The following is a 16,311-nucleotide window of genomic DNA, read 5'->3' on the forward strand; positions in this document are numbered from 1 at the left end:
TTTCGATAAGCATCTAACCGGCAGGTCCCATGTCAAGCAACGAAGATGAAGATCTGATATTACGTAGACAATTGATTCAGGCACCGGTAGGAGCGGATTCGGCTGAAAATAACCACTGATATCCCTTCAGGTTAAGGCCGTTTCCGTGAGAGCGATGACTGCATCTCGATTTAAAATCGCCCGGCCGGTCGCGATGTGGGCATCGCTCCCACTGGCCAGTGAACAATGCCTGCCCGGAGCGGCGGACGGCATAACCCTCTGTCTGTGCGTCACGACAGTGAAAATAATGAAAATTCGGAATGCGGTTGAGCGCGAGGCTCCGGCACGAAAAACGGGCCTCACGATTTCCAGGCTAGCGGTTTTGGCCCCGCTGCATTTGCTCGCTAGCCGGCTTGTCCTTGCTCATCGATACGCTGCTGAGTAAGCCCATATCAATCTGCAGATTCTGTTTGAATTGAGTGATTTCCCCGCCTAGCGCGGCCAAATCCATATTGGCTTTTCTGACCCGCGGAAACATCTTGCCTTCTTCCTCCTTAATGTGGTGCTCCACCATTTCCCTGAGCACCGTGACTTTTGCGTCAAAATGCTCATCCTCGGGTGCCATCGTTATCAATTGATCGATCAAATCCTTGGCCGCGGCATGCTCCACGATCGCCTCATCCATGATATCCAATTGGCCGATCGAGTCGATGGCGGCCGGATAGAAAATTTCCTCTTCGATTTGGGCATGGATCGAAAGCTCCAGACAGATCTCCTGCACGATCTCCAGCTTTTCGTCCTCGGCTTCCTCGCTTTCCTTAAGCATTTCAAATTCCTCGAACAGCTTTTTTACTTTATTGTGATCCTGGGTGAGCAATGCAATCGCGTTCTGTTCACCGCCGCCATGCTCTCCCGATTGTCTCTTTGCCTGATTCATAACGGTCTCCCCTTAAATTAACGCTGGAAAAAACAAACGGATTCCAGTCGTGCAATACTGTTTACGGCCATTGACAACCCGGCGGGATGCAAGGCCTGCAGCTTTGTGCTGATAAAGACAGCCCGTGGTAAAGACGTGCCGCGGACTGTCGCTTCGTGCGCTTCGCGGTAAAAATGTCAATGTGGCACATGCACCACTGAATAGAGGATTAAACCTCCTCCGGGTACTCTTCATCCGGGATCGGCGTTCCGGCAATACCGCCCAAGGCGCCCGCTATGGCACTCAGCAGAATCACGATAAAGCCCCACAAGGCTGACCACGAAACCGCTTTAGCCGTGCTATCGGCCGCTTCCCGGGCTCGCTGTTCAGCCTGTTGATAGGCACTGCTCCAAGTGTCTACCCGATTCGCCGCTTCATCCATGCTCATACCCGTACGCGTCACAAGCAGATTGATCAAAGTCGTACGATTGCTGATCCTGGTATCCTCATCTTCCGCCGTCAGAAACCGTTCCAGAGCCATGCTGAATTCAGGATCCATCACGCTGGAGCGAGGTCTTGCCGGGATAGGCATGCCGGTCATTGGGTCGATTGCCTGTTGCGAACCCGCGCCTGGCTGATTGGACAGCAGCACCATCGCATCTTCCCGGATATCGTCCCGTAAAAGCGCTGAAGAGGTACTCTCGGCCATGCCGCGAGCACCCGCGCTCAACACAGTGCCGGCGCCGCTCACGATCGAACTGATGGCGCTGCCCAGCAAATAAATCGTAAACAGCGTGGTCACCGCCCAAACCAGCAGGCCGTGCAATAAACCGTCCAGATGGCGCAGATAGCCGGAAAACTGAGCCGCAACCCAGCCGCCGATCACCAGCGAAATAAAGCTCGAGACCACCCACCATAACCCGGCGCCGACGCTGAATGCGCTCGCGCTGGGCGTGCCTTCGGCAGACAACGGATCGACCGTGCTCATGCCGATGCCGGTGCCCAGCATACTCAACAGTACCTGAACACCCAGGGCGACAGCCACGCCGGCAAAGACCGACGCCCAGGACACCCGTTTTATCCATCGCGTCCGGCCTGGTCTCTGAGTAGCCGATATACCGGACCTTGCCTGCATTTGTTCATAGGATAAATTGCTCATAACCATGTACTCCGAATCCAGTTAATGAAAATTGCCGAGCATCTGCTCTAGCGACTGCTAACTGCGCAATGTCCGATAGCAACTCTTTGGAGCTGAATGCCCTCTTCCACAGATGATTGGAGCTTAGTTGCAAATGCCGCTCATGTCAGTACGCTGACGAACATAAGTCACCGGTAATCGGCCCTGGCCACGGTTTCTTTTTTTATGTGCGCAACCGAACTGATTATTTCCAAACCTGTAGGTATCCTCTTACAGCAAGTGCTGGAGAATAACCGCTCCGGCTATATTGAAATTCATTATGAGGAGACGAACATGAGCTATGTAGATCGCGATACCTATGGCATATACAAGGGCAAACTGGATAAATCAGGCCCCGGCCCGCGATTGATGGGGGCGGACACACTGCTTGGCAATGATGTCTACAATACCAAAGGCGAGGATTTGGGTGATATCAAGGAGATCATGCTGGACATGGCTTCTGGCAGAGTGGCTTACGCCGTCCTGTCATTCGGAGGGATTCTGACGCTGGGCGAAAAACTGTTTGCGGTACCCTGGGATGCGTTAAAGCTGGATACCAAAAATGAACGTTTCACATTGGATGTCGACAAACAACGCCTGGAATCGGCGCCCGGGTTCGACAAGGACCGCTGGCCGGATATGGCGGATGAGACCTGGTCTAGAGAAGTCCATTCCTTTTATGGAACAAAGCCGTATACAACTGAGTCTATTCAGCAACCGTATTCAAGCGAATCCGGCCCTACACATCATTAGTTATTCAATGCCACGCTGTCCCGGCGGCGTGGTTTCCTCTCTCGTCCGAACGAGAGTTTTTTTAAAATAAAAAACAACTGGAAGGGTATCTATATGAATATAAAATTGACTCTATTATCGGCGGGCATCGCGCTGAGCCTGGGCTCTGTTGCCGCTTACGCGGAAGAAAACCATCTGCAGGAAGCCATTAAGCACGTCATGATGGCTGCTAAGGCAAAGGATGGAAAGTCAGTCGCCCAGCATGCCGAAGAAGCGCAAAAACACGCCAAAATCGCCGATGAACATTTGGACGCCGGTCTGAAAAGCCTGGAAGAAGCCATTGATCATGGCAATCAGGGCCACGATGACATGGCCCAAAAAGCCGCTAAAGAAGCGGAAGAACACCTTAAGGCCTCCCAATAAACTTACTATTCATTTTTTTCTTGAAAAGAGTAAACGGCAGCGCTTATGTCGAATCGCTGTTGGTGGAAATTTTGACTGATGTGAACGCGGGGCGCGTGTACGCCGCTTGCCGCATCTGAGCACCGGAGCGTTTGAGCCTCATTTGGCGAAAGCGCCCTGGTGCCAATGCCCGCGCCGGTGCGAATTCACCGGTAGCCCCCTGAGACTATCCGTAGTCAAAAAGCGCCATGTTCTTGGCGTACTTTGGCGGGCACCTCGACAGGAATGATCATTAGGGGGAAGGCAGACCAGCCGACAGTGCATTTGACACGCAGTCACATGGTCCGCGCCATACCAAGCGTTACGCTGTTCGACAAACTGAACATATTTTTGGGGTGCCTCCTACCACCACCTGTCACGCAAGCATGTCTCGGCGTGAACATGGCCTCGGTCCGTAGTTCCGGGGTTTTTTTTTGGTTGTTTCACCTGTGTCTATAAATCCAAAGATGCCATGGCATGGATGCCAGGCAAACCCTGGCCGGAAAATCGAGAACAATAACGGTGTGAAGAGAAGATCGCTTTATGCTGACAATCGGCCTGCTTTGTTGGGGTGGGCCGCACCGGAAAAAAGTAGACAGGCTGTCCATAAACGGCTACACGCAGGTGCCCGAAGGCGCCCCCCCTTGTCCTGCCGTGGGCGCGGCGATCCACTTTACACGGGCTGGTTGGGGCTTTTTTTAACGCCGCTGGCGGAAGCGCCGGCTTTCGATGCATCTTCCGGAAACAGCACATCCATGATCCAGACCAGCGGTAACGCCTGATAGAAGCTATGCAGCAAGGACATGAGATTCACCGCCTTTTTTAAAGGCGTGACATCGGCATCCGCCCTGGCGGCGGCTTGGCGCTCTTTTTTGGGCGGGCGCTTGGTAAGCTCGCCGACAATGAATCCGACACCGCCCACCAGCAGCAATGTTGCCGGCGAGGTCATCTGCCGGTGCAAATCCTTGACCAGAATATCGGTGCGGGCATGGACGCCCTGTTGCCGGCTCATAATCCGGTGTTCAATCTCTTTGATTTGCTCGGCTAACGTGCCGGAATCCTCTGTTGCATCATGAATGTCTTTATCCGGTTTCATGAGATCTCCTTATCCCGAAGACTGCGGATGGTCTCAGGGAACAGTAAATAATGGCTTTTGCGCCGAATAAACCAGAACAGCAGCAGCGCGGCCACCAGATTGACGGCGGCGACCAGCAGTATGGCCTCTATATCGCCCACCATATTGCTCTCGATCAGCGCCAGCGCGGCAGCCGCCATGAGCCCGAACCAGACGCTGATCAGCATGACCGCCATGATCACCCCCGCCGCGATCATGCTTACCAGGCTCCGGCCCGCGCGCCTGGCCTCCAGCGTGACCAGTTTTAAATGATCGTGGGTCAGCCCGCGCAACTCGAGCCAAAGCGACCGGACATCCTCCAGCAAGTCAGGATGGCTAACCGGCTCGCTGGAAGCGGCGGATGAGTATACCGGCCTTTCCTCTGGGGTACGGATAGCCATCTATCATCTCCTGTGCTCTAAAGTATGCGTCGTCAACTGGCTCAGCATGAAGCCGGCCGCCAGCGCGATGCCCATTGAGCTGATCGGGTGCTCGCGGATGTAGTCGCGGGCATCTTCCACAAGTTTCTCTTCCAGCTCTTTTAACTGCTCGCCTTTCTCGCCGAGCATCTCGGTAGCCTGACTGGTGGCGCTGGCAATTTTCTTGGCCGCCTCTTCCGCGGCGCTGGCGATTTTCTCGGCTGCCTCATCCGCGGTGCTTGATAATTTGTCTATAGTTTCCATAATGGTTACCTTCGTTGAGATTGTTTTAAGATCGCAAGAACCTTTAAAAAAACAGAACCTAACGGAACCTTAAGTGGATGTTTTGCGAACACAGTGCCGAGATTGATTATCTACCTCTTGACTGCGCCTTCTCCAAAATAAGGTTGCCGTATTCATGCTCTTCCAGCTTGCCGGTTTTGCCGGCATCAACCATATCGAAATGCTTGAGCAAATCAGGATGATCGGCCAATTCATCCTTGGTTACATAGTGATCGCCATTTTTATCGACTTCCTGAAAAGTCGGATATTCCGTTACATCGCCTTCTTCCCCGGTAGCGCTCGTGCCGCCCATGCCTTCGGCCTGCGCCATCTGGGCGCCCCAGACCAGGCCGCCGCCGAGAACGAACGGTAACCACAATTTTTTCGTAGCAACATTAAGAATCTTCATATTAACCTCTAACGATGGTTTAAACCGCGAAAATAAGACCGTCAGTTTTTTCCCCTGGCGATTGCCTGATTACTCAAAAGCAAATTGAAACGCCATGCTGGCTGGGTTGGCGCTTTATGCCCGGCTTATCCATGAATCCTGAAAGCGCTCAATCCGATACACTTCAATTAACTCTGCAGCAGCCGGTTCAGCGCACGAATATTCTCTTGCTGTGAAGTCAGCAGTTTGGTCTCAATCAACGCACTGACATCCGAAGGGATATCAGGATCCTGCGCCGCTTGTTCATAATCTTCCAGGCCGTTTCTTTCTCCGGCCAGCAAGGCATTCAACATGGCATCCCTGCCCAGCATTTCGGCACCGCTCATCACCGTTTCCGACCATGAACCCCATATGCCTGAATCACTGGTGGGCGTGCCGCCCATTTGTTGAATCTTTTCTTGCAGTTCGGAGACGGCAGAGGTGTGTTCTTCATAAATCGGCTCTAAATAGGCAATTTCCTTGCGCTGCGCCTCTTCTTCAAACTTTTCCAATGCCTGATGATAGGTCTCTGCCGCGGACAATTCATTCTTCAGTAATTTCTCGACTTTATCGATGTTTTGCATACCAACCTCCTCGGGTTTTTAAAACTAAATTCTTTAATGATGCGGCGCTTCAACCTCACCCGTTGTCGAGATATCTTCGGCATTGGCTTGCTCGAAAATGTCCTTGACCTGGGAGCGTGCCTCTGAGGTTTCCGTGTGGACGGAAATCAATGCATTGCCGCCCTGAATCCGGCCTTCATAGCGTTTGGCCTCATATTCAGGAATCCCCAGGCCGATCAAGGCGCCGGCCAGACCGCCGGTGGCGGCGCCCACGGCCGCGCCGCTCAAAGCGCCCATGATAGGCCCGGCGGCAATCAACGGGCCAAGGCCAGGAATTGCCAGCGTGCCGATACCGACCAGCCAGCCTATGATGGCGCCGGTGCCGATGCCGACTGTGCCGCCGATAGCCGTGCCTTCCGGCGATTTGGTGTGTTTTTCATGACCGAATTCATGCTCGCTGGTTTTGTCCGGCAATAGCACGGAAATATCGTTATTATCAAAACCAGCCGCTTTCAGCTGGCTGATGATATGTTCCACCTGGTCATTCGTTTGCGCGATACAAAAGACTGATTTGTTCATAACATTCTCCTTAACCCGCGATTACTTGGCTTTGACTTCAAGTTGATTATCAACCTGACTCACGCCCGGCGTTTGCTGAGCGATGGCTTGCAGCCTGGTTTTTTCCGCTGCGCTATCGACCGGGCCACGCAAGGATACCCTGCCGTTTCTCGTAATCACCTTGGCGTTGTGCGCGTTGACGGACAGCGATTCATCGTCGGTAATGGTTTTGCGGATATTGGCCGTGATCTGGAGATCGCTCTCATTTTCGAGCTGGTCCTCAGGCGTTAAAGTCGCACCGCCCTCATCACGCACATTGCGTTCGGTGTTTTCAGCTGGGCTGCCGATTCTTTCGCGTTCGGTCGTTCCTTCGGCGCTGGCTAGACCGGTCATCAGCATTAAGCCCGCCGCCAGGGTCAGTAATGGTAGTCGTTTTGACATAGTGATTCTCCTTAAAGAAAAATTGTAATTATTTTCAAGGCTTACCCTGCGCTCCTTGCCAACCTTATCCCTTTACTGAACAATACCCAATCACCTGAACATAGCATTTGACGCTAACACATCAGCTGAGCCGCGTGCTGTTCCCGGCTCTGATATAAAGAGTCCGGGTACGATGTCAGGAGAAAAAGCATTGGCGATGTCTTAATCGAATCAACGTACATTGATCCATTACCGGCATTACCTGTGATGACACTGCGTGTTTGCGCAGCGCCACCACCATTAACATAACCTGACGCGTTGTCGGCATGATTGTTAATTGATACCCTGGTCAAAAAGGACGCGAACCACTTAATCGGCCTTATGGCTCAGCGACAGCATCAGGTGCATAATCGCCCGGCTTCATCGCTTCCTTTTTGTTTTACGGATTACCGCTCTTTCTCGAAACATGCGGGCATGGCTTTCTAGCGATGGCCCATCAGACGGCTCAAGATGAAGCCGCTGCCCAAGGCTATGCCTAACGATGTTACCGGGTTTTCGCGGACATACTCACGCGCATGCTCCATCAACCGTTCCTGAGCATCTTTCATTTGCTCGCTTTTCTCGCTGATGGTTTCCGCGGCCTTGTGGCTTACCTCAGCGGCTCTTTCCACCGCTTCATGCGCGCCGGCTCTGACGCGTTCAACCGTTTCACCTGTACCGCCTGATTTTGTCGTTTCCATAATGGTTTCCTATATCGATTAAAGTTATAAGATCATCAACGATCTCGAAAAAGTGCCCTCTATGCGACACATGCTATTGGCCCGATTCCGATCGCCGAAGTTCAGCGTTCAAAACCTTCTGGCGTAATCATCTCAATTAAAAATCAAATAAATGATGACCAGCACAAACACTGGTACACCGAGTAACCATCCAAGCACATATTTGCCCATGATCTGTCTCCTCTAAACTGTTGCTCCTTAATGCCGGCATTTCGTCCACTGCATCCATCAGCGACTCATCAACAAAAACGTCATAACGAAAAGCTGTCATCAAGGCTATTTTTTCCGTTGCTTCCTGCGTCATTTCTCTGTGATGCATGTTAACTAACATATTAAGAATAAAATGCCCTACCGTCAGTACGATAACGCACATAAGAGCATGAAGCGCGCCTCTTCATTACCGCGCGGCTGCCGCTGAATCCCTGCGCTGAATACAGCGGCTCAGGGACCGGTGTAGCTGATTCGGTAAATCGCCCCCCGCTTATCGTCTGAAACCAGCAGGGCGCCGTCCGGCGCGACGATGACATCAACCGGCCGTCCCCAGGCGGAATTGCCCTGCAGCCAACCTTCGGCGAAGGGTTCGTAAGTCACCGCGTCATTGTCGCCGAGCGTGACCATGCTGACCCGGTAGCCCAGCTTTGGACTGCGGTTCCAGGAACCGTGTTCGGCGATAAAAATACGGTTCCGGTACGGACTGGGAAACTGGCGTCCCGTATAAAAGCGCATGCCCAATGCCGCGACATGAGGCCCGAGCTTTTGCGCCGGCGCAGTAAAATCGGAACAGGGATTGCGAAGGCCGAAAACCGGGTCGGGCAACTCGCCGGCATGGCAATGGGGATATCCGAAATGCAGCCCCATCACGGGCGCATGATTGAGCTCGTCGGGTGGCGTATCGTTACCCAACAGATCGCGGCCGTTGTCGGTAAACCACAGTTCGTGCGTTTCCGGATGCCAATCGTAACCGACCGAGTTGCGTATGCCGCGCGCGAACACTTCGGCGCCGCCGCCGTTGCGGTCCATGCGGATGATGACGCCGTACCGGTCGGCTTCCGGCATGCAGATATTGCACGGCACGCCAATCGACACGTATAACTTGCCGTCGGGGCCGAAGTGCATGACGCGCAGGCCGTGATGCGCATATTTGAGGCCGAGATCATAGATCACGACGGGCGGCATCGGCTGGTCGAGGTGCTTCTCGATATCATCGAAGCGCAATATGCGGCTGCGCTCGGCCACATACAGGGAGCCATCCCTGAAGGCGACGCCGTGCGGGTCCTGCAGATCCCTGGCAATGACCCGCACTTCGCCTTTCCGGCCGCTGCGAACCGGGATGGCATAGACCTTCCCCTGCTTGTAAGTGCCGATAAAAAGCGTGCCGTTGTCTCCGAACGCCAGTGTCCGCGCGCCGGGCACGTCGTCCTCATAGAGGGTAATGGAGAAGCCGGCCGGCAGCGCTATGCGCTCCAGTTTCGTGCCGGGCATCAGGGAGCAGGCATTCATTAACCCCAGCACCATGGCCATGCAAGCGTAAGCCATCTTCCTGGCAGGCCATGACCGTCTGTTGTATACGCCATGATGCCGCATCATGGCGCCTGCACCATAAGGTCGTTGTCCACGGACTCCACGCCGCGGGCCTGTTCGGCGATCGCTTCCGCCTGCCGTTTACCGGCCGCTGACGGCACCGCGCCGCTGAGCCGGATCGCGCCGAGATAGGCCTCGACCTGAACCGGCGCATCACCGATTGCCTGATCGGCCAGCAAGGCGCCTTTGACCCTGGCGATCAGTTCCTGATCTTTTTGATATTCCTGCTCCTGGAAATACAGCCGGACCAGCTCGACATACCCGCAACCGGCAACTTGCGCTGACGCGGCTGACAGCGCAAACAGCGTTGCCGGGCGCGCCAGTTTCATGAACTGACTTCCGCCAGGCGTCCCTGCAGCAGATCGGCCAGTTCGTCGGCATGCTCTTCTTCCACGGCCAGGATGTCCTCCAGCATGTTGCGCGTGGTCGGATCGCGGTCGCCCAGGTATTGAGTCATCTCGCGATAACTGTCGATGGCAATGCGTTCGGCCACCAGGTCTTCCTTGATCATATCGACCAGGGAGTTGCCCTCCACGTACTCCGCATGGCTGCGTCCGGACAGGCTGTCCGGCGAAAAGTCGGGTTCGCCGCCCAACTGGACAATACGCCGCGCAATCTGGTCGGCATGGCCCTGTTCCTCATTGGCATGCACCAGGAACTCGTCGGCGATGCCCTTGGACTGAATGCCCTGGGCCATGAAATAGTGGCGGCGGTAACGCAATACGCAGACCAGTTCCGTGGCCAGTGCGTCATTCAGCAGCTTGATGACCGTCTTGGCATCCGCCGCATAGCCGGCTGTTACGGCACCGTTGTCAATATGCTGGCGTGCCTGCGCGCGCAAGGTTTGGACATCGGTCAAATGAGTTTTTTTTGACATATCGCCCTCCCTGAGAGGCAAAATCGTCTGTTGGTTGAAAATCCGCGGCCACCGCTTTAGCAGTGGCCCGCAGTCTGACAAGCCTATCTATAGCGGCTTTGTTTTACCTGCATATTATTTTGCACCGACCTGACGCCTTCGACCCGTTGAGCCACCTCAACCGCCCGGGTGATATCTTCCTCGGATGCCACAAAACCGCTTAATTGCACGTCGCCCTGATAGGTTTCCACATTGATTTCAGCAGCACTCAGGCCGGGCTCGTTAAAGATGGCCGCCTTTACCTTGGTGGTAATCATACTGTCGTCAATGTAGGCGCCGGGAGTTTGGCTTGATTCAGCCCGGGTATCCGAGACTTCATCCGTGGACGCACAACCGGTTACCCAGGTCAACAACAGCGCTAGAAAAAATGCTGAACAGTATTTGGTAAGTTGTTTCATAGCTAATTCTCCAGATGAATAATAAAGTGATGACGGGCAATTCGATCATGATTGATACCCGGATATTAGATGGCACACACCCTCGCAGCGAAACGGCAATGCGTCAGGCTGACCTCGCTGTTACTGACACGGTTAACCCATGCCATCCAGCCAGGAACAATCACAAAATAACCTCATCCTTCTGTTCCCCTTACCGCCGTGGGCCTGCATGAACGCAGGCAGTGGAACAGTGACCGGGAGCCGCGGTAGAGGCAGACAATGCTCAGGTTATTTCATGCCTGTTCCTTGACAAAAAAGCCATACCAGAAAAGATCAGTTATTTCGGCAGACAATCAGGCTCTGTCGCAAAGACTGGCTGTAATGCATGACCTAGAATAAATCTAGGTTTAAAATCAGCCGACGTCCGTACGGTGTCGAACATAAGTGACTTTTCGCTCATTATTTCGTCTGGCGGGAGGGGGGGGGGCCAGGAAGAAGCCTTTTGACGGGCGGGATTGTTTGCCTGCTTTACTCGCCTGTTTCTTTGCCGGCCTTGCTTGACGGGCTCTGCCTGATCGGTTCAGTCGCCTCAATCCTGACCTTGCCGACGCCGTCTTCCTTGATATCGAGCTTTTTCGCCGCCTCCCTGGACAGATCGATCACCCGATCCTTCGCATAAGGTCCGCGATCGGTAATTTCGACCTCGACCTTTTTCCTGTTCTCGAGATTAGTCACTTCAACCTCGGTCCCTAGCGGCAGGCTGGGGTGGGCGGCGGTCATTTTTCCCTGATCGAAAATCTCGCCGCTGGCGGTCTCCCGGCCATGAAACCCGGGGCCATACCAGGAGGCCTCGCCAACTTCCTGGTAGGTCGACCGGGGCGCGTCCTGATTTTTTTGGCCTTGGCCGTCCGTCTCTTCCCTGGCGCACCCGGACAATGCCAGACTGCAGATCAGCACGGCCTGCAAGCCGTGATAAAAAAACTTTCCGGGCTTAAACATGGTCATCCTGCTATTTGAAAAATCACTGTCAGGACTTACGCAGCTTGCTTGTTCAACCGTCGAGACAAGCGGTTCTAAAACCTGTTGGGGCGACTTTATTTATGCCCTTTAGGGTAGTCGCCCATTTCAGACCCAAGAGGCGACTGCCAACAGTAAGCGCTTTAGGCGAAGTCGTCCCCACGGGTTTGCGTAAGTCCTGACTGTTAACTTTAATGAATTTTTAGCCGGAAAAAGATATCTGAAGTTTGAAATGAGGTCTGTACGGTGTCGAACAGATAATCGTTCATTGAACCTTGGTTTTCTAACAGGCTCTACAGGTTGAAATGGGTTTTTACTTGAGTCCGAGCACCCGGAATTACGCTTGGATTTTTTGCAGTTACCTTAAAAAATCCTTAATAAATCATAGCATTAAGTATTCTTGCTTATTGTTCTCAACTGATAGCTAACGGACAATGCCCCGCAATTTTAACAGAGACCGAATTACATTATGTCTTTACATAACCCACGACAAAATTATCTGATTAATGCGCTGCCGCCGTTCATCTTCGAACGCTTGTCGCCGCACCTGGAACTGGTTCCCATGCCGCTCGGCGAAGCACTGTACGAGTCCGGGGATCCTTTGTATCACGTTTACTTCCCGACAACCTGCATCGTATCCCTGCTTTATGTGCTGGAAAACGGCGCATCGGCCGAAATTGCCGTGGTCGGCCATGAGGGCATGGTTGGAGTGGCCTTGTTCATGGGCGGCGGAACCATGCCCAACCGGGCGGTCGTGCAAAGCGCCGGACACGCCTATCGCATGAAGGGCAGCGTACTCAAACAGGAATTCAACCGCTCCGGCGGGCGCCGTTACGGCATGCTGCACCAATTGCTGCTGCATTACACTCAGGCGCTGATGACGCAGACCTCGCAAACGGCGGTCTGCAACCGGCATCATTCGGTCGACCAGCAACTGTGCCGCTGGTTGTTGCTGAGCATGGACCGGCTGCCCTCGAATGAACTGACCATGACCCAGGAATTGATCGCCAATATGCTCGGCGTACGCCGCGAAGGCGTCACGGAGGCGGCGGGAAAACTGCAGCAAGCCGGCCTGATCCAGTATAGCCGCGGGCATATCACCATCCAGGACAGGCCGGGACTGGAACAGAGGGTCTGCGAATGCTACAAGGTGGTCAAGCAGGAGTTTGATCGCCTGCTGCCTTCGGACCACACTCAGATTCAGGACCACTTTCGTTCATTGAAATACGCTCGCTAGCCCGGATATTTCATAAAACCACAGAGAACACGAAGAACACGAAGAAAATCATGGCATTACCAATTCTCACCGATAACTTCATGAACTCATTATGAAATATTTGCAAGTAATTGAATTGCTAAGCCTTCGTGTGCTCGATTGCTGTTCCAGACGCAATTCTACCGCCTCCATCCTTGGATAGCGTTCGTGTCCTTCGTGGTGAAATATTCAGGCTAGACCGGAAAAGAGGCTGTGAAAGCATTCTGTAAAGAATCGTTCTGACACGCTGATCCCCTACTTTCACAGCCTCATCTATTGATAGCGGTTTAATCGGTGCGACCAGATATAATCGGCCGATTGATAATAAGCCATTTCTTCCTCGATCAACCGGACCGCTGAGCCGATCTCGACGGGCCGATGCGCGCCCAAGGGGTCCTCTATCACATCAATCCTCTGCTGCGGGGACAAATACACCAGCTTATTGTTTTTCACCAGACCGAGTTTCTGGTAATTGCTGATCAGCGCCCGGCCCTCGTCTTTGGGCAGGCGCATAAGATCGCGGCCGTAAAACTGGCTTTCATAGCTGAAGTTCAAAAGCCCCAAAATCGTCGGCGCGACGTCAATCTGGCTGGACAGGATATCGTTGCGCTTGGCCGGCACATGCTTGGGCGCATAAATGAACAGCGGGATATGGTATCTGTCCACGGGCAGATCCACCTTGCTCGCGCTGCCCGCGCAATGATCGGCCACCACGACGAAGAGGGTATCGTCGAACCAGGGCCTGGTTTTGGCCAGACCGATGAATTCCCGTAGCGCGTAATCGGTATATTTGACCCCGCCGGTACGGCCGATGCCCGGCGGGATATCGATTTTGCCCTCGGGATAGGTATAAGGCCGATGATTGCTCGTGGTCATGATCTGAAAGAAAAACGGCCGGCGGTTTTGATAATCCCTGTCGGCTTCCTTGAGCGTGCGCTTGAGAATAATGTCGTCCGATACCCCCCAGGCATTGGAAAAAGTCACTTCCTCGTCGGTAAAATCAGTCTGGTCGATGATGCGATAGCCGTTGCCGGCAAAAAACGCGTTCATATTGTCGAAATAGCCCCGACCGCCGTATAAAAACGCCGTATCGTAACCGCGCTGCTGGAACACATGGCCCAGATTGAATAAGTTGCCGTTGTCAGGCCGCTTGACGATGGATTGCCCCGGCGTCGGTGGAATCGACAGCGTCAAGGCTTCCAGCCCGCGGACCGTGCGCGTGCCGGTCGCGTAAAAGTTGGTGAACAACAGGCCTTGCTCAAACCATTCGTCCATGAACGGCGTAATGTGCTCGGTATTGCCGAAACGCGTTAAAAACTCGGCGCTCAAGCTCTCGACGGTAATCAGAATCACATTCAGGTGTTTCTCTTCTCCAGCGTGTTTGATCGTTCGCCTGATGTTATACAGCTCTTTGTCGGATGAGTGGGCATTCGCGGCCAGTTTTGCCCTGATGACGCCGGACAACTGCCGGTCATCGCCCAATTTATAAAAATGCCGGTAATCCAGTTCATTATTCCGAAAAGCCGCGAAAAACTGGTAAGGGCCATTGGCGGCCAGTTCATTCAGATAAGTATTGGCGGAAAACTGATGCGCCGACTGCCCGACCCCCACATAGCTGATCAGCGGCAGGCTCAGTAAAGCAGCCGTGATTTTCAGCCGTGATAGAAACGGTTCGCTGGCTTTGAAACTCTTCGCCAGCAGTTTTCGCATTGCCAGAAAACAGGCGGCCGTCACGATAAAAATCCCTGACAGAATCTTGCCCAGCGGATACGACTCAATGATATTGCGCACCACTTCATGGGTGTAAATCAGATAGTCGACGGCAATAAAGTTAAATCTGACGCCGAATTCATCCCAGAACGTCCACTCCGCCATCTCGACAAAAAAAAGGCCGTATAAACTGACGAAAAAACCGGCAAAAACCAGGATCCTGTTGAGTTTGCTCTGATAGGCCGCGTTCGGCAGCACCAGCAAATACAACGCGAAAGGAATCATCAGATAACTGAAAAAAGCCAGATCGTTAACAACGCCCAGCAGAAAAACCAGGGCTATCGAATAAAACGAAACATCCAGGTCCGCCAGTTGCCTGATCAGCAACGCGGTCCTGAGCAGGGCGGAACCGCCCAGGTTAATCAATAAAAACAGCAAAATACCGGAAAACCGCGATTGCTCAAATAATCTTGCTACTACAGCCATTGCAATTGCTTCCTGAAAAACAGCATGAATAATACAAATGAAGAAAACCAGCACACGGCCAGCGCGAACAAGTCATGCGTTAAAAAATGCGCGCCACGCATCTGCTGGGCGATGCCATAGACCATGCCTAGGCCCAGGCCAAAACATAACCCGTAAAATTTGTAGTCCGGTTTCACCAGCAACAGGAAAAAATACAGATTGAGGAAAGTGAATCCCGCGCCGGCATGCGCCGCGGGAAAACAATGTCCCACTTCCAGATTGCCGCCCGCATAATCGAATAGCCGCACATAGGGTTTATCGCCACCGAACAACTCAAGGCTCCAGGGACAATAAATATGGGTATGATTTTTCAGCAACACGATAATCAGTGGCCCGCTTATACCCGAAATCAGTAAAAAAAGCAGATGCCGGCGATAACGAAAAAAGGCTGAATCCGCCCGCAATGAAATCAGCCAACAGAGCGCAACCGCGGCTGCCAGCAAGTACGTGAAATAGCGGCCGCCGACATGCAGGACGTTTTCGGTCAGCCAGCTTTCCTTATGCGGCCATTGGTGCAAGCCGGCATTATAAAAATGCCCGGCGATCCATAAATCCACATGGAAATACTCCAGGACCGCAAGCACAAGCACAAACAGCAACAACGGAATGATGAAATGGACAAGGACAAACTTATCAAAATTTAGCTTGGTCGGTTCCAGCAAATCCTGTTTCCTTCGGTAATAAAGACAACAGTTTAAGAAAGACAGGGTTAAACAAAAGTTAACGCAGTGTTAATTTTGCGTTAATTGTAAGCACGAACAAAAAACCACTTTTTTTTTATGGTTATTATGTTATAGTTAGCCCGCTGGTTTTCTTAACAGCATTTTTAAATATTCATATATTCTGAAGGTACATAAAATGATTGAAAATCAAGAGAAAGATAATTTCTGGCTGATGATTGGCGTTGGTGTTGTTGTTTTTGCTGCCGTCATATTCTTTGTCAAAGGCTCCGAGAGTGGAAAATATGAAACTGCAAAAAGATTAATAGCGGAAGATGCCAATAACTCTGCTTATGCTGTTGGCCACGACGTCAATAAAAAAGCTGAAAGCGCATTATAATAATCCGAGGAGGTTCGATTTTTCGATAGGCCTGTGAACAACTATCGATAAAACGACAAAGCTT

At 52.7% G+C, this 16,311-nt stretch carries 22 protein-coding genes; 4 read left to right on the forward strand and 18 right to left on the reverse strand.

What is annotated here, in order from left to right; translation table 11 throughout:
* Positions 1 to 352: 352 nt before the first annotated feature.
* Together METMA_RS0122505 and METMA_RS0122510 are read right to left on the reverse strand one after the other, a co-directional pair.
* On the reverse strand, positions 353 to 916 hold the full coding sequence (locus tag METMA_RS0122505) for a hemerythrin domain-containing protein (RefSeq protein WP_020161381.1): 564 nt from the start codon (positions 914 to 916) through the stop codon (positions 353 to 355).
* A 208-nt stretch (positions 917 to 1,124) separates the two neighbouring features.
* Complete coding sequence (locus METMA_RS0122510; RefSeq protein WP_027147550.1) at positions 1,125 to 2,054, reverse strand: hypothetical protein; 930 nt, start codon at positions 2,052 to 2,054, stop codon at positions 1,125 to 1,127.
* A 312-nt stretch (positions 2,055 to 2,366) separates the two neighbouring features.
* Here METMA_RS0122510 and METMA_RS25400 point away from each other — a divergent pair, with 312 nt between their 5' ends.
* The gene (locus METMA_RS25400; RefSeq protein ID WP_036251234.1) at positions 2,367 to 2,825 is read left to right on the forward strand and encodes a PRC-barrel domain-containing protein; all 459 of its coding nucleotides are present in this window, start codon (positions 2,367 to 2,369) and stop codon (positions 2,823 to 2,825) included.
* A gap of 93 nt (positions 2,826 to 2,918) precedes the next feature.
* On the forward strand, positions 2,919 to 3,227 hold the full coding sequence (gene smbP / locus METMA_RS0122520; protein WP_020161384.1) for a small metal-binding protein SmbP: 309 nt from the start codon (positions 2,919 to 2,921) through the stop codon (positions 3,225 to 3,227).
* 691 nt (positions 3,228 to 3,918) lie between these two features.
* On the opposite strand, the gene METMA_RS25405 is transcribed toward smbP, so the two are convergent.
* From METMA_RS25405 to METMA_RS25415, 14 genes are all read right to left on the reverse strand, one after another.
* On the reverse strand, positions 3,919 to 4,341 hold the full coding sequence (locus METMA_RS25405; RefSeq protein ID WP_020161386.1) for a hypothetical protein: 423 nt from the start codon (positions 4,339 to 4,341) through the stop codon (positions 3,919 to 3,921).
* Positions 4,338 to 4,760 carry a phage holin family protein gene (locus METMA_RS0122535; protein WP_020161387.1) on the reverse strand — a complete coding sequence of 141 codons (423 nt, stop codon included), beginning with the start codon at positions 4,758 to 4,760 and terminating at the stop codon, positions 4,338 to 4,340. The genes METMA_RS25405 and METMA_RS0122535 overlap by 4 nt, the downstream gene beginning before the upstream one ends.
* 3 nt (positions 4,761 to 4,763) lie before the next feature.
* Complete coding sequence (locus METMA_RS0122540) at positions 4,764 to 5,042, reverse strand: DUF883 C-terminal domain-containing protein (protein WP_020161388.1); 279 nt, start codon at positions 5,040 to 5,042, stop codon at positions 4,764 to 4,766.
* 106 nt (positions 5,043 to 5,148) lie between these two features.
* Positions 5,149 to 5,469: a hypothetical protein gene (locus METMA_RS0122545; protein ID WP_020161389.1), complete on the reverse strand. Its 321-nt coding sequence runs from the start codon at positions 5,467 to 5,469 to the stop codon at positions 5,149 to 5,151.
* 167 nt (positions 5,470 to 5,636) lie between these two features.
* Positions 5,637 to 6,071 carry a DUF2383 domain-containing protein gene (locus METMA_RS0122550; RefSeq protein WP_020161390.1) on the reverse strand — a complete coding sequence of 145 codons (435 nt, stop codon included), beginning with the start codon at positions 6,069 to 6,071 and terminating at the stop codon, positions 5,637 to 5,639.
* A gap of 33 nt (positions 6,072 to 6,104) precedes the next feature.
* Positions 6,105 to 6,629 (reverse strand): hypothetical protein, encoded by a 525-nt coding sequence (locus METMA_RS0122555; protein ID WP_020161391.1) that lies wholly within the window; start codon positions 6,627 to 6,629, stop codon positions 6,105 to 6,107.
* A 21-nt stretch (positions 6,630 to 6,650) separates the two neighbouring features.
* Positions 6,651 to 7,049 (reverse strand): BON domain-containing protein, encoded by a 399-nt coding sequence (locus METMA_RS0122560; RefSeq protein ID WP_020161392.1) that lies wholly within the window; start codon positions 7,047 to 7,049, stop codon positions 6,651 to 6,653.
* Positions 7,050 to 7,510: 461 nt separating this feature from the next.
* Complete coding sequence (locus METMA_RS0122565; RefSeq protein ID WP_020161393.1) at positions 7,511 to 7,768, reverse strand: DUF883 family protein; 258 nt, start codon at positions 7,766 to 7,768, stop codon at positions 7,511 to 7,513.
* A 136-nt stretch (positions 7,769 to 7,904) separates the two neighbouring features.
* Positions 7,905 to 8,126: a hypothetical protein gene (locus tag METMA_RS0122570; RefSeq protein WP_156830591.1), complete on the reverse strand. Its 222-nt coding sequence runs from the start codon at positions 8,124 to 8,126 to the stop codon at positions 7,905 to 7,907.
* A gap of 122 nt (positions 8,127 to 8,248) precedes the next feature.
* The gene (locus METMA_RS0122575; RefSeq protein WP_232216413.1) at positions 8,249 to 9,394 is read right to left on the reverse strand and encodes a PQQ-dependent sugar dehydrogenase; all 1,146 of its coding nucleotides are present in this window, start codon (positions 9,392 to 9,394) and stop codon (positions 8,249 to 8,251) included.
* Positions 9,391 to 9,717, reverse strand: a complete 327-nt coding sequence (locus tag METMA_RS26010) for a BON domain-containing protein (RefSeq protein WP_020161396.1) — start codon at positions 9,715 to 9,717, stop codon at positions 9,391 to 9,393. The genes METMA_RS0122575 and METMA_RS26010 overlap by 4 nt, the downstream gene beginning before the upstream one ends.
* A complete protein-coding gene (locus tag METMA_RS0122585) occupies positions 9,714 to 10,265 on the reverse strand; it encodes a ferritin-like domain-containing protein (RefSeq protein WP_020161397.1) in 552 nt (183 codons plus the stop codon). Before METMA_RS0122585 ends, METMA_RS26010 begins: the two co-directional genes overlap by 4 nt.
* An 83-nt stretch (positions 10,266 to 10,348) precedes the next feature.
* Positions 10,349 to 10,702 (reverse strand): BON domain-containing protein, encoded by a 354-nt coding sequence (locus METMA_RS0122590; RefSeq protein WP_020161398.1) that lies wholly within the window; start codon positions 10,700 to 10,702, stop codon positions 10,349 to 10,351.
* 507 nt (positions 10,703 to 11,209) lie between these two features.
* Positions 11,210 to 11,680 carry a septal ring lytic transglycosylase RlpA family protein gene (locus tag METMA_RS25415; protein WP_020161399.1) on the reverse strand — a complete coding sequence of 157 codons (471 nt, stop codon included), beginning with the start codon at positions 11,678 to 11,680 and terminating at the stop codon, positions 11,210 to 11,212.
* 487 nt (positions 11,681 to 12,167) lie between these two features.
* Here METMA_RS25415 and METMA_RS0122600 point away from each other — a divergent pair, with 487 nt between their 5' ends.
* Positions 12,168 to 12,935: a Crp/Fnr family transcriptional regulator gene (locus METMA_RS0122600; RefSeq protein WP_020161400.1), complete on the forward strand. Its 768-nt coding sequence runs from the start codon at positions 12,168 to 12,170 to the stop codon at positions 12,933 to 12,935.
* A 291-nt stretch (positions 12,936 to 13,226) separates the two neighbouring features.
* Here METMA_RS0122600 and METMA_RS0122605 read toward each other — a convergent pair whose 3' ends face one another.
* Both METMA_RS0122605 and METMA_RS0122610 read right to left on the reverse strand, forming a co-directional pair.
* Positions 13,227 to 15,149 carry an LTA synthase family protein gene (locus METMA_RS0122605; protein WP_020161401.1) on the reverse strand — a complete coding sequence of 641 codons (1,923 nt, stop codon included), beginning with the start codon at positions 15,147 to 15,149 and terminating at the stop codon, positions 13,227 to 13,229.
* On the reverse strand, positions 15,140 to 15,850 hold the full coding sequence (locus METMA_RS0122610; RefSeq protein WP_020161402.1) for a phosphatase PAP2 family protein: 711 nt from the start codon (positions 15,848 to 15,850) through the stop codon (positions 15,140 to 15,142). The genes METMA_RS0122605 and METMA_RS0122610 overlap by 10 nt, the downstream gene beginning before the upstream one ends.
* Before the next feature lie 196 nt (positions 15,851 to 16,046).
* On the opposite strand from METMA_RS0122610, the gene METMA_RS0122615 reads away from it, so the two are divergent.
* On the forward strand, positions 16,047 to 16,247 hold the full coding sequence (locus tag METMA_RS0122615; RefSeq protein ID WP_020161403.1) for a hypothetical protein: 201 nt from the start codon (positions 16,047 to 16,049) through the stop codon (positions 16,245 to 16,247).
* The last annotated feature ends 64 nt before the right edge of the window (positions 16,248 to 16,311 follow it).

The sequence above is a fragment of the Methylobacter marinus A45 genome (assembly GCF_000383855.1).
Classification (GTDB): domain Bacteria; phylum Pseudomonadota; class Gammaproteobacteria; order Methylococcales; family Methylomonadaceae; genus Methylobacter; species Methylobacter marinus.

What these genes read in the sequence shown, in the direction of transcription:
- METMA_RS0122590 (WP_020161398.1), bottom strand. Translation starts at nt 10,702, where the DNA reads ATGAAACAACTTACCAAATACTGTTCAGCATTTTTTCTAGCGCTGTTG.
- METMA_RS25400 (WP_036251234.1), top strand. Translation starts at nt 2,367, where the DNA reads ATGAGCTATGTAGATCGCGATACCTATGGCATATACAAGGGCAAACTG.
- METMA_RS0122565 (WP_020161393.1), bottom strand. Translation starts at nt 7,768, where the DNA reads ATGGAAACGACAAAATCAGGCGGTACAGGTGAAACGGTTGAACGCGTC.
- METMA_RS0122550 (WP_020161390.1), bottom strand. Translation starts at nt 6,071, where the DNA reads ATGCAAAACATCGATAAAGTCGAGAAATTACTGAAGAATGAATTGTCC.
- METMA_RS0122535 (WP_020161387.1), bottom strand. Translation starts at nt 4,760, where the DNA reads ATGGCTATCCGTACCCCAGAGGAAAGGCCGGTATACTCATCCGCCGCT.
- METMA_RS0122540 (WP_020161388.1), bottom strand. Translation starts at nt 5,042, where the DNA reads ATGGAAACTATAGACAAATTATCAAGCACCGCGGATGAGGCAGCCGAG.
- METMA_RS0122585 (WP_020161397.1), bottom strand. Translation starts at nt 10,265, where the DNA reads ATGTCAAAAAAAACTCATTTGACCGATGTCCAAACCTTGCGCGCGCAG.
- METMA_RS0122545 (WP_020161389.1), bottom strand. Translation starts at nt 5,469, where the DNA reads ATGAAGATTCTTAATGTTGCTACGAAAAAATTGTGGTTACCGTTCGTT.
- METMA_RS0122510 (WP_027147550.1), bottom strand. Translation starts at nt 2,054, where the DNA reads ATGAGCAATTTATCCTATGAACAAATGCAGGCAAGGTCCGGTATATCG.
- METMA_RS0122505 (WP_020161381.1), bottom strand. Translation starts at nt 916, where the DNA reads ATGAATCAGGCAAAGAGACAATCGGGAGAGCATGGCGGCGGTGAACAG.
- METMA_RS0122555 (WP_020161391.1), bottom strand. Translation starts at nt 6,629, where the DNA reads ATGAACAAATCAGTCTTTTGTATCGCGCAAACGAATGACCAGGTGGAA.
- METMA_RS0122600 (WP_020161400.1), top strand. Translation starts at nt 12,168, where the DNA reads ATGTCTTTACATAACCCACGACAAAATTATCTGATTAATGCGCTGCCG.
- METMA_RS25405 (WP_020161386.1), bottom strand. Translation starts at nt 4,341, where the DNA reads ATGAAACCGGATAAAGACATTCATGATGCAACAGAGGATTCCGGCACG.
- METMA_RS0122605 (WP_020161401.1), bottom strand. Translation starts at nt 15,149, where the DNA reads ATGGCTGTAGTAGCAAGATTATTTGAGCAATCGCGGTTTTCCGGTATT.
- METMA_RS0122575 (WP_232216413.1), bottom strand. Translation starts at nt 9,394, where the DNA reads ATGATGCGGCATCATGGCGTATACAACAGACGGTCATGGCCTGCCAGG.
- METMA_RS0122560 (WP_020161392.1), bottom strand. Translation starts at nt 7,049, where the DNA reads ATGTCAAAACGACTACCATTACTGACCCTGGCGGCGGGCTTAATGCTG.
- smbP (WP_020161384.1), top strand. Translation starts at nt 2,919, where the DNA reads ATGAATATAAAATTGACTCTATTATCGGCGGGCATCGCGCTGAGCCTG.
- METMA_RS0122615 (WP_020161403.1), top strand. Translation starts at nt 16,047, where the DNA reads ATGATTGAAAATCAAGAGAAAGATAATTTCTGGCTGATGATTGGCGTT.
- METMA_RS0122570 (WP_156830591.1), bottom strand. Translation starts at nt 8,126, where the DNA reads ATGCATCACAGAGAAATGACGCAGGAAGCAACGGAAAAAATAGCCTTG.
- METMA_RS26010 (WP_020161396.1), bottom strand. Translation starts at nt 9,717, where the DNA reads ATGAAACTGGCGCGCCCGGCAACGCTGTTTGCGCTGTCAGCCGCGTCA.
- METMA_RS25415 (WP_020161399.1), bottom strand. Translation starts at nt 11,680, where the DNA reads ATGTTTAAGCCCGGAAAGTTTTTTTATCACGGCTTGCAGGCCGTGCTG.